General features: G+C 43.6%; 10 protein-coding genes. 6 read left to right on the forward strand and 4 right to left on the reverse strand.

Going from position 1 to position 14,817, the window contains the following annotated elements:
- Positions 1-21: 21 nt before the first annotated feature.
- Positions 22-249 (reverse strand): hypothetical protein, encoded by a 228-nt coding sequence (locus AM231_RS02100; protein WP_054401112.1) that lies wholly within the window; start codon positions 247-249, stop codon positions 22-24.
- 17 nt (positions 250-266) lie between these two features.
- Complete coding sequence (locus AM231_RS02105) at positions 267-590, reverse strand: ArsR/SmtB family transcription factor (protein ID WP_054401116.1); 324 nt, start codon at positions 588-590, stop codon at positions 267-269.
- Between the two features lie 149 nt (positions 591-739).
- Between AM231_RS02105 and AM231_RS02110 the strand changes: the two genes are divergently transcribed.
- The 6 genes from AM231_RS02110 (at position 740) to AM231_RS02135 (ending at position 8,895) form a co-directional block, all read left to right on the forward strand.
- Positions 740-1,297, forward strand: a complete 558-nt coding sequence (locus AM231_RS02110; protein ID WP_054403513.1) for a DUF4256 domain-containing protein — start codon at positions 740-742, stop codon at positions 1,295-1,297.
- A 254-nt stretch (positions 1,298-1,551) separates the two neighbouring features.
- Positions 1,552-2,739: an MFS transporter gene (locus AM231_RS02115; RefSeq protein WP_054401118.1), complete on the forward strand. Its 1,188-nt coding sequence runs from the start codon at positions 1,552-1,554 to the stop codon at positions 2,737-2,739.
- A gap of 637 nt (positions 2,740-3,376) precedes the next feature.
- Complete coding sequence (locus AM231_RS02120; RefSeq protein WP_054401119.1) at positions 3,377-4,474, forward strand: leucine-rich repeat domain-containing protein; 1,098 nt, start codon at positions 3,377-3,379, stop codon at positions 4,472-4,474.
- Between the two features lie 323 nt (positions 4,475-4,797).
- Positions 4,798-5,658 (forward strand): ribosomal RNA small subunit methyltransferase A, encoded by an 861-nt coding sequence (locus tag AM231_RS02125; RefSeq protein WP_054401121.1) that lies wholly within the window; start codon positions 4,798-4,800, stop codon positions 5,656-5,658.
- A 133-nt stretch (positions 5,659-5,791) separates the two neighbouring features.
- Positions 5,792-6,808, forward strand: coding sequence for a phosphotransferase family protein (locus AM231_RS02130; protein WP_054401124.1), 1,017 nt, complete (start codon positions 5,792-5,794; stop codon positions 6,806-6,808).
- A gap of 158 nt (positions 6,809-6,966) precedes the next feature.
- Positions 6,967-8,895, forward strand: a complete 1,929-nt coding sequence (locus AM231_RS02135; RefSeq protein WP_054401126.1) for a PAS domain S-box protein — start codon at positions 6,967-6,969, stop codon at positions 8,893-8,895.
- A 165-nt stretch (positions 8,896-9,060) separates the two neighbouring features.
- Here AM231_RS02135 and AM231_RS02140 read toward each other — a convergent pair whose 3' ends face one another.
- Positions 9,061-10,773, reverse strand: a complete 1,713-nt coding sequence (locus AM231_RS02140; protein ID WP_054401128.1) for a cellulase family glycosylhydrolase — start codon at positions 10,771-10,773, stop codon at positions 9,061-9,063.
- 212 nt (positions 10,774-10,985) lie between these two features.
- Complete coding sequence (locus AM231_RS02145; protein ID WP_054401130.1) at positions 10,986-14,510, reverse strand: copper amine oxidase N-terminal domain-containing protein; 3,525 nt, start codon at positions 14,508-14,510, stop codon at positions 10,986-10,988.
- Between the last annotated feature and the right edge of the window lie 307 nt (positions 14,511-14,817).

A 14,817-nucleotide genomic window follows, 5' to 3' on the forward strand; every position in this document is an offset into this window, starting at 1 on the left:
TCTTCCCCTAATTGTTGTACCCTAACAGAATGGTTTTGTCGCATGTTCAAATACGCCTCCAAATAAGTGAAATGTAAAACAATTCAATTGTATCATAGCCAGATTAGAGACGTAAGCGAACTCCAAAAAAGACATCCGCTCCAAAAATGGCGGAGTGACCACGAGTGCGATAATTACTCCCAGAATGAGAATACCGAATGCGAACGCCATTCCGAAATAACCATATAAACTTCCGCTGGCTTGATCCATGGATGGACCTCCTAATCTCAATCACCTATTTTAGAATCTTTGTCACTCAATGATGGGACCAATTTCGCAATTGTCTCGAGCGATAGTGGGATATTAAAATCCGTCAGCTCATAGAACTTCATTGCCTTCCCGTCATTTGATAGCTCTAAGCTGCCTGATATTAATCCGGCTCCTTCTAACCTCTGTAGATGCAAGTAAAGCAAAGGCCGGCTTATACCGATTTCCCGAGCAAGCTCGCTGACATATTTTCGTCTGTCCTTCAACGATGCAATGAGGCGCAGACGGTAGGGATTGGACAGGGCTTCCAAAATACGTAGCAAACCATTCCCGTTCTCTGTCATGAGTCATTTTATTATTTATTTAGTTATAAACTAGTTTTGAATAATTTTATTACTTATACTTGTCATATTAAATCTTTCCAGTGGAAGGGAAAATGAGCAAGTCCGAGAATACTTTTATAAGTTTGAAATTGTATGAGGGGGAATCTAACTTGGCAAAGAAATTGTCACCAGAACAACATGAAGGGCTGCTCCATACATTGAGAGCACGTTTTGAGAAAAACATGAACCGTCATACTGGCCTTGAATGGGCTGACGTACAAGCAAAGCTCGTAGCAAATCCTGAAAAACTATGGTCACTCCATGAAATGGAGATAACTAGCGGCGAGCCGGATGTTGTCGGTCATGACAACCAGACGGGCGAATACATTTTTTATGACTGTTCAGCGGAAAGTCCTAAAGGCCGCAGAAGTATTTGTTACGACCGTGAAGCGTTAGATTCAAGGAAAGAACATAAACCGAAAAATAATGCTGTTGAAATGGCGAATGCTATGGGCATTGAGCTGTTAACGGAAGAACAATATCGAGAACTGCAAAAGCTCGGAAATTTCGATATGAAATCATCGAGCTGGGTGGTAACACCTGCTAGCATTAGAAAACTCGGCGGTGCCCTCTTCTGTGATCGTCGCTACGACACTGTCTTTGTATACCACAATGGAGCTGAATCATACTATGGTGCCAGGGGATTCCGTGGCTCGCTTAGGGTCTGATTTGAACAATTGGCGGAAATAGCAAAGAGAGGGGCGCCCCCCTCTTTTTTTGTTGGGTTTGTTATCGTTTGGATCTTTTAGTACTATGTTGATTTTTGACAATCCCATGTATATCAAAAAGATTAAGTCCCTATATGTTTTTCATATTTTTATTGTTGATAGCCACATGCTAACATATACAAATGCAGTTAGAGAGGGGACTGATTTCGGTTTCTCGATTCATAGTTTTATTAATTTGATATAGGTGGTCCTTAATGTCAACTAAGTCAGCGTTTCCATTACTACTACTCAACATGTTTCTCGCCAATCTAAGTATGGGGCTAGTCATTCCAATTGTGCCAGAACTTCTCGAACAGTTTACGGCAAGCGGACAGGCGGCGGGCTATTTGGTCTCCTGCTTTGGTCTGACCCAGTTTATATTCTCACCCCTTGCAGGCAATTTGTCAGATCGATATGGTAGAAAACCCATGATTATCATAGGTTTGATCTTATTCGCCATCTCCAACTTGCTCGCAGCGTTAGCGGGCGATTTAACTTTATTATTCGTATCGCGGTTGATTGGCGGAGTAGGCTCAGCTGCCTTAATTCCGTCCATTATTGCGTATATTGCGGACATTACAGCAGATGAACAGCGCAGCAAGGCCATGTCATGGTTAGGTGCGTCGATGACATCGGGGTTTATTATTGGACCGGGTGTCGGCGGATTGCTTGCGGAATGGGGCATAAAGACGCCATTCTATGTATCCGCATGTGTAGGGCTGCTAGCAATGGTTTGCAGTCTATGGGGATTGCCTGAATCACTGTCGGAGAACATTCGCCAGATGCATCGTCAAGTGAAGGAAAAAAGGGACAATGTGCTCCGGCAAATCGTGCTTTCGGTTCGTTCTCGCTATTTTGTCCTGTTGCTCATTGTTTTCGCCATGACCTTTGGTTTAACACATTTTGAAGCAATTTTTCCGCTGTTTGTCGTCCAGGTATACGGATTCACGACGCGTCAAATCGCTATACTGCTTACCGTATGTTCGCTCATCGGCACCTTGAATCAACTATTGTTGACCGACGGGATCACACGACGATTCGGAGAAAAACGGATAATAGCTGCCATGTTGTTGTTATCGGCCTTATCACTTGTATTCTTATTATTCTCAGGCCACTTCTACTATGTTATGGTGGTCACGATGTTGTTCTTTACGTTCAATAATATATTGCGCCCCACAATCAATACACTGCTGTCCAGAGTGGCCGGAGCTGAACAGGGGTTTGTTGCAGGGATGAATAACGCTTATACGAGTCTGGGTACGATATTTGGACCAATGCTGGCAGGTATTTTGTTTGAAGTCCACTTTAACTTGCCCTATCTGTTTGGTGGGTTTGTACTGCTATTGAGCAGTATCTTTACGGGAAGTCGATTGAGAAAAGTACTGTCGTCAGTAGACTCATAAATGGCATAGCGATTCCATTTCCTTATGCGCGTTAGGCTGCAGATGCCTTTTCTTCTTTTTGGGATTAATTGATGAAATGACGAGACGCATTTCTAGTCAGAGATTTTATTAAGACCGATCTCTCATCCTGAATTAAATAGATAGGATTAAATAGACGGAGCAGCCGCTCCGTTTTGGGCGTGTACTATTACCGTCGGGAGAAGCAATATTGTAAACGGCTGTATGAATGGTGGCTTCAAATGGACACCCTCAAAGAAAAAACGAGCTGCCTTTGTCATAATATCCATACTTAGGGACACTCCCTATTCAGGCCCCACCATACTGGTGGGGCTTCTTGGAGCTCACAAGGAGGGATTTGTGGTTGCCGCGGAGTAGATTGCCTACAAGCTGCAAACGGAAATACCCATTTCCGCCTAAGCACGAATACTTGGAAAGGGAAAAGTGATATGGGATAACTATCCTCGGGAATGCCGAACATGTGAAAGTGCTATTCAGGAGCAGTATGAGTAAACATTCCAAATTTCCAAGCTTCCTGTAAACAATCAGAAACCAACGGACGTATCAAAGCGTAAAATAACATGTCCTGATTTTTCCAATTCGGAACAAAATAGATCAGGAGCTTTCCGAGGAGGTCGTAATGGATATAACCCAGGATTTCATTGATGAACGTTTCAAGGCCTATGTTCTGGAAATGTTTTGCGGGAACCGTGAACGGATTCATACGAGCGATGTAGATCATATCGAATCGCTTAAGCTTGCAAATCAAGGATATTCCAGTTTGAGAGGAATCGAACATTTTAAGTGTCTTGAGGAGCTGGACTGTTCGTCTAATCATTTGATAGAGCTTGATATCAGCAGCAATATAAACCTAAAAACGCTGAATTGCGGTTTTAACCGAATTCGTAATCTGGATGTCAGTCATAATAACCAGCTCGCCAAACTGGTATGTTATTGGAACATTCTCTCTGAGCTCCGCCTCGATCAGAACACGAATTTACGAGAACTGGATTGCAGTTACAATTCTCTATTTGATCTGCAATTGGAGTGCAATTCCCAACTAATCTATCTCAATTGCGGAAACAATTACTTAATCAATTTGAGCATTGAGGGTTGCGTTGACTTGATTGAAATCCGCTGCAATCATAATCATCTGACGAAGCTGGACATAACCGGTAGTCCCAAGCTTCAAAGCTTACGATGTTTCAACAATCACATCGCCGAATTGGAGCTCAGCCACAACGCCTTAATAACAGAGCTCTATTGTGCAGAGAACAAAATTATAAAGCTGGATACTCATCATAATCCCAAGCTGGAGGGGGTGGATTATTCCAATAACCTCATCATGGAGCCTGACCATACGGTTCAGGGTGTTGGAGCATTCGAATACGATGTGTCATTTCCTTCCTATAAATCCGCGCTTCAATTCATGGAGCAGGAACTTTCCCTCCGTGCGAATGTCTCAAACAAAGCGGATATAGAGCGGCTGTCGCCGATCATCAAGAAGGTTTGGGCAAATCTAACAGAACTGAACGACAAAGCGCTGAACCGTATTGCTGAGCTGCATCCCGATGAGGATGTGAGTGAGCTGGTTCTGTCCGAGCTGGAATTTGACAAGGACAACATGTTTCGACTCGGGTACAATGCAGGTGAAACACCGGCGGGACATTTGTACATATACGTAGCTTTTAATAACGAGCTTGAAATAATCGGCGACCTTGTATATGAAACCTATTAGTTTACACCAAGCATCCTAAGCAGATTTAAAGGATTCAGCTATTTTGAATTCACTCCTAAAAGGAATCCCTCGCCTGCACCGATGGTGAAGAACTCTTTTAAAAGAATGTTCCCAAATACCAGGCAGGGGGCTGTGTTATAATGTGGTTGCAATTTACCTGTAACCGCAAGGAGGATTGTCCTAACATGTGCTGCATCGCATTCATACGTATTCGTTAATGAAGGTACAGAACATCTATATCCATCCATTTTAATGTGAAAATGTGGAGGATTATTTGTGCTGTTCCTTTTTCATTACTATACGAATGAATGAGGTGCTTTTTTGTGTCCAAATATAATAAAAAAAAGCGGGGAAAAGGGGCAAAAGCGTCCAACTTTTCCGCGCAGCATCAATTAATCAGCAAACGTCTGATTTATGATATGATCAACCTGGCCCAGGTCCAATCGAGCGATACTATCCTCGATATCGGAGCAGGGACGGGAGCATTAACTGTTCCACTGGCAGAGACAGGTGCACATGTGATCGCCATTGAGGCCGATCCGGCATTCGTCGATAAGCTGCTCAGCCATATGAAGAATAGAGACAATATCCGTGTCAAGTATGCCGATATTTTGGAGGCCGTTCTTCCCAAAAGTCCGTTTGTAGTCGTGGCCAATATCCCTTATTCGATAACGACACCGATCCTGGGAAGATTATTGGATTATCCCAGTGTGCCGCTTAAGAGAGCAATTCTGCTTGTGGAAAAGGGGGCAGCCAAACGTTTCACAGCTGTTCCAATTCAAGATCCGCGTATCTTAAGCTGGAGGATGCACTACGAAATTCGACTCGTGAGGACGGTATCACCCCAGCATTTTGCACCGCCTCCCAAAGTGGACTCCGCTATTCTTTCAATTAGTAGGAGAAGTAAGCCGCTTGTGGACATGCAGCACCAGCTGAAGTTTAGAGCACTTGGAGCTTACGGATTGCTCGATCCGAGACTGCCGTTGTCCGCAGCTCTGATCGGCATCTTCACGCCTCCTCAAATCACAAGGCTGGTACGTGTGCTTGGAATAGATCGCGAACTCCCCATGTGTCGGCTGAACGAAGAACAATGGGCAGTTGTGTTGTATACCATGCTTCAGCATGTGCCACCGAGTCGTTGGCCCCAGCTTCGTCAGAATGTCAAAAAACGTAAAGGTTTTTAAAAACTGAATTGATAATTTATATGGAAACCTCTTGTGTTATTACGACACAGAGGTTTTTCTTTTTTAATGAAGAGGTCATAAATCGACAGGTGTAGAACTTATATATCGAATAATGTGAAGGCGGTGTGATGAATTGACAACGAAGATTTACTTTTCAACCAATCAACTGGGCCATGTGACGAATGAACAGCTCCAATTGATGCTGAACCGATTCAATCTGGGGAGACTTGTTTCTGCTCAGAAAACGTCTAAGGGCGTTGGAAATCAAACCTTGTTCGTTGACACCGACAGCGGGAGATATGTTTTGAAAGGAAACCCCTTATATGCGGAGCAGTTAATCGAAGAAAAATTTTATGTGGAGCATTTACTTAAATACACATCACTTCCTGTATCGTCTCCTTATTTGGTAGATGAATCAGCGGATATATTTGGCTGGAGCTATGCGATTATGCATCGCCTTGAAGGGGTACATATGAATGACCCTATTTATCGAGCAGAGTCTAGCGAACCAGACCGAAGAGAAATTGCAGCCATATCAGCGAAGATATTAAACGAAATGCATACGTGGAAAGTAGAGCAATACGGCGAACTTGAACCAATGACGGGTACGATTAGACCCTTCGAAGGATCTTATAAAAAGTGGCTGTATAATCGTATAGGGTTTTGGCTTGATGATGCTAAACAGTACTCGGTCATTTCTCCAAGCGATATGAAATGGGTGGAAGAGGTGCTGAGCGACTCGGAGCAGGCCTTCGATCGTTTGTGCGCACCTACTTTTGTTATGGGCGATTTCAAAGCGGACAATATGCTGTTCCAGTATGACAACACTCGGCTGGAGTGGAGAGTCAGTGGTATTTTTGATTTTACGACGGGTTATTACGGAGATGGAGCAGCTGATTTGCCTAAAATGGTGATTATGTATCTGGAACTCGGGGAACCAGAAGCAGCTCAGCATTTTATCGAGACATACCTGCTGGGATCGGCTGACAAGTCATTTTTTGCTGAACGCTTCAGAGTACATATGCTGCATCAGTGTATTTTGAATTGGGGATGTGCACACGCAATCGGCCAAGTCACTTGGGACCCAGAGCTCTCTTTCTCTGAATGGGCCAAAACGTATGTGTATGCGGCCGATTTTGTAAAGGAATAAGAACTACATAACCGTAGGTAATGTGAAGTCTGGACGTTATTTTCGAACCGTTTGATTGCTTGTCATCACTGTAAAGGATTGGCATATAAAAATAACTTTGAAAAATCCCAAATTTGGGGGTGCTGATGTATAATATTCGGTATCAGGAGGTGCAGTGTATGAGCGATATTAACATTTTTGGCCATCAAGCTGTGTTTGAACATGTATACAAAAGTGCTCCAATTGGCATTGCCCTGGTTACGATCGAAGGTAATTGGATCAGCGTAAATCCGGCGGCTTGCAAAATGTTTGGCTACACCGAAGAAGAATTGATGGCACAGCCGGCAACCGAATATATTTATTCTGATTGTATAACCAATAAAGATAAATTGTTTCGTTCTCTGGATGAATCATCATCCATTAATGCGGTGGAGAAGCAATTCGTACATAAAGATGGCAATCTCATCTGGGCTTCGATGCATGTTTCTCTGGTACGTGACGAACAGGATCAAACCCCGTTGTTTTTCATTTCCCAAATTGTTGATATAACCGATAGCAAGGTAGCCGAGCAAAAGCTCCAGGAGAGCATTGAGCGCTATACCTCGCTGAAAAAGTATAATCATGATGCCATTATCTCCTTTAATCTGGATGGTAGGGTTCTTAACGGGAACCAGATGGCAGAGCAGTTGACCGGTTATAAGATTCCGAAATTAATAGGCACCAGAATCTCCAATCTGATCGGTGAGCGCAATCTTTCTCGCGTGCTTTCTTCCATGGAGGATTACGCTGCTGTCGAGAAGGCCATTAATGTTATCCATCATAAAGATGGACACACGGTAGAAGTGCTCGCTACTCTGGCGCCGATCGTCATCCATAACAAGAACGTAGGCTACTACATTATTGCTAAAGACATGACGGAACAGAAGAGGCTCATTATCGAGAAGGAAGCAGCCGAGAAGACCAATAAAGCCAAGAGTGAGTTTCTGGCGATGATGAGCCATGAAATCCGAACGCCGATGAACGGCGTGATTGGGATGACGGATTTGATTCTGGACACCGAGCTGGATGCCGAGCAGCGGGAATATGTTCAAATTATTAAGAAAAGCGGGACAACCCTGCTGAACATCATCAATGACATTTTGGATTTTTCAAAAATCGAATCCGGCCGAACCGAGCTGGTGGAGGAAACATTTAACATAAGAATGGCTCTGTCCGAGACGCTGAACATGATTCTCCCGAAAGCGCTGGAGAAAAATATTGAGGTGACCACTTCAGTAGCATGTGATGTTCCGACTCAGGTTTACGGGGATATGACGAAGTTAAGACAGGTTTTAATGAACCTGCTTACTAATGCCATTAAGTTTACTTCGAATGGATCAGTCTCCATCTCAGTCCAGTGTGTCAAAAGCCGGGCCCATTTGGCTCTTCTCCAATTCTCTGTCACGGATACGGGGATCGGTGTGGCAAGTGATAAGGTCGCCCAGTTGTTCGAACCGTTCTACCAAGTGGATCATTATATGACTCGCCAGGTTGAAGGAACGGGGCTGGGGCTTGCTATCTGCAAGAAACTTGTTCAATTGATGGGTGGAGACATCTGGTATGAGCGAAATCCCAACCAGTCAGGATCTATCTTTACATTTACGGTTGACTTTTCGGTTGAAACGAACGGCGGCAACACGCAAGAGACTGGAACAGTTCATGAGAATCATTCTGCAATTAGCGATCTGAAGATTCTAATTGCAGAGGATAATGAGGTAAATCAACTGGTCCTCAAAAAAATGATACAGAAACTGGGTCATGACTCCACTACCGTTACGAATGGCCTTGAGGCAGTTGAGGCTTTCAAACGTTATCCGTATGACATGGTATTCATGGATATTCAAATGCCTTATATGGATGGGATGGAAGCGGTCCGGGTTATTCAAGAATCGGCCCCGCCCGACAAGCAACCTTATATCGTAGCCGTGACGGCTCATGCCATTAAAGGTGACCGCGAGAAATATTTAGGGATGGGTATGGATGAGTATGTAAGTAAGCCTGTCAGCATGAATGTGATTTCGAATATTATTGATAAATACCTGGAGGAGAAGAGTACAACTCCATCTTAATACAGAGTAAAAGCTCAAGTGAAATCACTTGAGCTTTTAGTTATTTCGTACTGTAAATTCGTACTGTAAATTAATGTGTTATACAACCGGTTATTTATTGTTGTTTTGCTGAAAGGGATCTGGGCAAAGGAAGGCTAAGGTGAAGAAGCAATATACAGGGTCATCCTATGATGTGCTGCCCGTTACGCTGCTGCCGTTTTTCGTGATTTTGTATGTGATGATCTCGCCGCTCCAGAAATGGAACTTCAGAGTGACATCACCGTCTCGTACCTCATTGAAAAAGGCAGGCTTGAGCGTGATTTGATTGCTCAAATAGGACGGGGAGAACGTATATCCAAACTCTTTAAAGTAGGTCCAGTCCTGCGGACCAACATTGCCACCCGCAGCGTAAACAGCCTCCATCGTTGCTAGCTGATCCCCGTTAAACGTTGTGGGAATGCTGAATGAATTGATGGTACCCTGTGTACTACGCAGTACAGGTTTATCGTTGTAAATGATTTTGAAGTTCCAATCCGCTCCGCGGTTGAACTTGGCCGTGAGTACAGCATTCACGCCGAATTGGCCGGATGCAGTCAGCCTGGATAGCAGACTGGATGTAAATGTGAGCGTATTTCCATTTAGGGTATAATCCTGCCCGGCAACGAGGGGCAGTCCATTTGTACGAATTTCGGTCAGCGTGTTGCCGTTCAAGTTCAATGATATTTTTTTATCCTGAAGGGCTGCTCCTTTCTTCACAAAAACCAAATCGGTATCAGCCGTGGAAGAGCGACCACTCCAGCCTGCCTTCATGATGTTATACAGCTCCGGATCATTCCAGCTAAAGGCGGTTCGCTTGAAGTGCTGACCATTGTCCCATAACATATGGGTAATGTTCTTTTGTTTGAGATAGTGAGTTAAGTACTCAAAAAACTTCAGCTTCTCACCATGCTCTATAACGTCCGTGCTTTGATCGAAACCAAGCAGTCCGTATTCACCCAGAATGACAGGAATGCCTCTGGCGATAAAGGTGTTGTACACATTATTGAACGTTTGATCGATATCGTTCCGGGTATCCTCTTCAAAACGGGTATACCCTGCGATATTTACGCTGAACGGCCAAAACCCGTAATAATGGACCGTGGCAATGAGATTGGCATCATTCAGCTTGTTCATCGTTTTGTACAGCTCGTTCATTCTCTCCTGGGTCGGAGAGGCTTCCAAGGTAGATAATACGAGCGGACGCTTAGCGTTGTTTGCACCGGAGCTGCGAATAATCTGATGGAACGACATATTCAACTCATCCAGCATCCGAAATGCTGTTGTCTCGTTGGTTGTGCCCCCATCCGTGAAGCGAGGTTCATTGACGCTTTCAAACATCAGTTTGTTGGAATGATGCTTGAAGCGATTGGCAATCTGAGTCCAGATGGCATTGTACTTGGCCGTGACATCATTACGGTTATTCTCCATATGGCTAATCCATAACCAAGAATCGTGATGAACATTGATCATGACATACAGATCGGCATCAAGTGCCCAATCAACAACCTCTTGGACCCGATCCATGTAAGCAGAATTAATGGTATAATTCGGCGCACTGCCGATATGTTCATTCCACGTTACCGGAATCCGAATGCTCTTGTAGCCTTGAGCAGCAATCTGATCGATCAGGGCTTTGGTAATGCACGGATTTCCCCATGCTGTTTCATCCGCTCCTACCGAATCCAGCGAATTGCCAAGATTCCAGCCAGGCTGCATATCCTGGACATAGGCTTGGAGACCGTTAGATTGAGGAAGCGCAGGCTCCTTCTTGTATGCTGATGCGTAGGAGGGTAGCAGAGTAATAAATAGAGCGGCAATCAGGGTCAAGGAACAGAAGGATCTCTTTTTCAAATTTATCATTAGCATCTCCTTTGTTAGTGAATTTGGAATCAAGATTGAAAGCGTTTTCTAATATAAATTATCATAATTTTCCATTAGGCAGTACCCGGATTATTTAACTTAAAATCATGTGGATTTTAGTTAATGGGTAGAAAAGTTAGGAATTTACTTACACAGCTAAATTGAAATAAGAGTTGCCTGGTATATAAACCAGGCAACTCTTAAAAAGGACTCTAATTTTGATCTTTCGTTTCTTCTTTACTAACTTTTATAGTTATTGGAGATTTGGATGGACCTGATAATGCAAGAACCGGATTATTTCCGTCCTTCTCATTAATAGATAAGATGAAAACGGCGTATTCCCCATCTACTAAAGGTTTATTGAAAGCATCGTTTGTTGGAATTCGTATTTCTTGAGTCAACGTATTTGTATTAGATTGAGCTCTTTTGTTGCTTGTTTTTTGAAGTTGAATTTTCTGTTCTTCATCAACAATTGCCTTAGATGCATCACTTATATTAAAGGTTTTAGCATTACTGTTTGGCACGAATAATACCCAGTATGATGTAATATTCTTCTCATTTGAAGCTTTATTGAATTTAAGCGAAATACTTCTATCGTCTGCTTTAATGGGGGTTACTTCTACTCCAGTTGCTTCATTAGACCCAACTCCAGGTATAACAAAGAGCTCGCTCCCTGTCGGGTACAATTTGTTTTCCCTTGTGTTAATGTTATCGGCAACAGCGAGCACATAAGCTTTATATGCGTTACCTACAATAAGAGCATTGCCAATATGATCTTTGGTATTACTTGACAGGTTGAGTTTTATTTCACCAGGCTGAGGTTTTTGAGTTATATAACTTTTGGCTGCTTCTGCCTCGACCTCTCCAAAAGCACTCTTTTCCGGAACGATAAATACACGATATTCTTTAACGCTTGCTGCGTTAGGTGAAGTTGTGAATTTGATCTCAACATCACTAACTTCACCCGTTGTATCAGTTACTGCTGCAGATATACTCGTTGGTGGTGACACTGGTACACCCGTAAGCTCGAAATCAGCAGAAGGAGCAGACAAAGCGTTATTATTTGGGCTCTGTGTACTCACAGAGAGAACAAAAACTTTATATGGTTCCAGATTTTTAATGATATCACCGTCTGTATCTTTCCTAGAATCAGTGAGACTGCTGCTGTAATCTTCTTTATTTGTTCCTACGACAGTATATCTTCTTTCATCCGTGATGCCAGTCGCGATTGAAGGAGTAAAACTGTTTGCTTTCCCTGACTTCACTACAAAGATTCGATACTCTTGAATATTTTTTTGGTCTTTTGGTTTTTTGAAAGAGACCGTCATATCACGTCCATCACCAGAATTGAGCCCGTTGTCTCTACCCACAACATCAGTTGCTTGGTTAACTGGAGCCGTCCCTTGCAATTTAAACAGGCTTGAAGGTCCAGAAAGCGCATTGGTGAAGTTGGAGTAGCTATTACCAACGGACAGGACATATACTTTGTAGTCTACATCATTTTTAATTAGATCCCCATCCGTATCTTTGGCGTTATTGTCAAATGTCTGAGATAGCACGCTTCCTGCTTTGTTTACTCTTGTGTGAGGTGTATTAATATTGTTCGCTTGAGACGATGATAAGGTGTTCTTGGCCTTTACAACAAAAACTCGGTAGTGATCGATGTAGTAGTCATCTGTAGTTCGATTAAACGTTACATTAAGATCACTACCATTGCCTTTATCAGAGATGTCATGGACGTTTAATCCTGAAATAGGCTGCACGATCTGAGTACCACTAAGCTTAATTTGTGTACCATAGGAAGTCAAAACTTTCTCTCCGGAGTATGCGACAGTCATAACAAATACATGATAATCGACGTTGTTAGTAATCCTTACACCGTCTACATCTAAGTTGCCGGAATTTAATGTTCGAGTTATGGTGTTATTGCTCGTTTTATCAAATTGTGTATAGTGGGAGCTTCCCAAATTGCTGGCTCTGGACAGATCGAAATAGTAAGCATTCGAGGACTTCACAACAAACACACGGTAATGGCTGATGTTGGAACGGTCGGACGGCTGGTTGAATGATACCTGCAGGTCACGTCCGTCATTATAGTTGTTCACGTCAGTGACTGTCAGATTGGTAACCGCACCCACATTGGAGTTAGAGCTCAACAGGATAGAGCTTGATGGAGCGGACAGCACATTATTATTGTAGTTATTCTTGTTTACAGCCATGACGAATACACGATAATATACGCCGTTGCGAATCGTATCTCCATCCACATCCTTGGCACCCGAGGCGAGCGTCAAGTTGTTGATATTATTGCCCGTTTTGGCGACATAGGTAGAGTTGTAACTGGAGACGCTAATGGCTTTGCTTAAAGAGAAACTACTGTAGTTGCTGTCCTTCACAACAAGGACACGATACGAATCAATATTGGATTCATCGGATACCTTGTTGAAGCTTATGCGAAGATCACGACCGTCACCATAATCGCTGATATCCGTCACCTGCGTTACGGTTGGTGCTGTTGCGGATCCCGTGTTTAGCGTAATGGAAGACGAACCCGATGACAGATTGCTTGCTATCGCGTTCTCGCTATTGCTGACCGACTGAACAAACAGAGTATAAGCGACTCCGTTGCGGATGAGCTCGCCTGATGTATCGCGGGCAGAAGAACTCAAATTAGTGGACAGTGTCGTATTAGAAGTGCTGGTTTTAGATACGGTTGTATAGTTTTGGGTTGGAACTGATCTGGCCGCTGACAGATTAAAACTACCTGCATCCTTCGTTTTTACCGCGAATACGCGATAGTTGAGTACATTGCTCTCGTTCTGTGCACGTGTGAAGCTGACCTGCAGATCACGGCCGTCGCCGTAGTCGCTCACATCGTTTGCCTTGACATTGGTTGCCCCATTCACCGAGTTGGTGTTAGTCAGTGTTAACGAAGGCGAAGCGGAGGAAAGGGCATAGGTACCTCCTGACTTACTTACTGCGAGTACATAAGCTTTATAAGCCTGATTGTTACGGATCAGGTCGCCATCTACATCCCTTGAATCCGATGTGAGAGTCTGAGACAGATCCGATCCGGCTGGATATACCGATGTATAAAAAGCAGATGACAAGCGCTGTGCCTCGGCCTGGGTCAAGCTCTTGGATTGCTTTACAATCATGACGCGGTAATGGGAGATCGAAGATTCGGTGGATGACTTGGAGAAGCTGACTTGCAGGTCACGTCCATCCCCGGCATTGCCGATATCCCGAAGAGTCACATAATTGACTGGTGTGATCCCGGTATTATTATTTCCATTTCCGCCTGTAGAGTTCGTCGTTGTGATGGTTACCGTTTTCGATTTGGAATTCCAACCGATTTTTTGCCCCAGAGCTTCGCTGACGAAGCGAACCGGAACCATAGTGTTGCCCTTTAAGTTTTTTGCTGGAACGTCCAGCTTTACCGTTTGGTTGTTGATGGTAGCCGTCTTGGAGTTGATCTTCAGAATGACGGTTGTGCCATCCTTGACCGCTGTGACGGTTTGCGTTTTTTGATTCCATTTAACCGATGCGTCCAGGGCTTCGAAGATGGATCTCATCGGAAGCATGACGCGTCCTTGAATCATAACCGGTGCTTGAGGCGTATTCAGCCTGACACCATCAATCAAGACGCTAATGTTCACTGCCGCATGCGCCTGTGTTTGGAACATCATAGGAATTAACAGTATAGCTGCTAGCAGGGCAGTCCATAATCTTTTCACACACTCAACCTCCTAAAATTTTCTTTGTTATTATTTTCCTCAACAATAAGACGCATCCGACGAGAATAAAGTTTCAACGAACCATCGGTGATTTAAAAATATTTATTTAGAAGCCAATCATAAACGATGTGTATTGGGCGTCAACCTCACTTATTTTGGGATTAGATTCTCACCCGTAAGTTTTATTCCTTAAATTTCTGAGGTTGAATAAAGGATGAGCAGTCTCTTTCTATGACAGACATCTTTAACGATAGATCATTGCCAGAACTGACGGATAGAATCTGTAGAGGTCTTTGAGTGTGTAGGG

Source organism: Paenibacillus solani (genome assembly GCF_001277345.1).
Classification (GTDB): Bacteria; Bacillota; Bacilli; order Paenibacillales; family Paenibacillaceae; genus Paenibacillus_AQ; species Paenibacillus_AQ solani.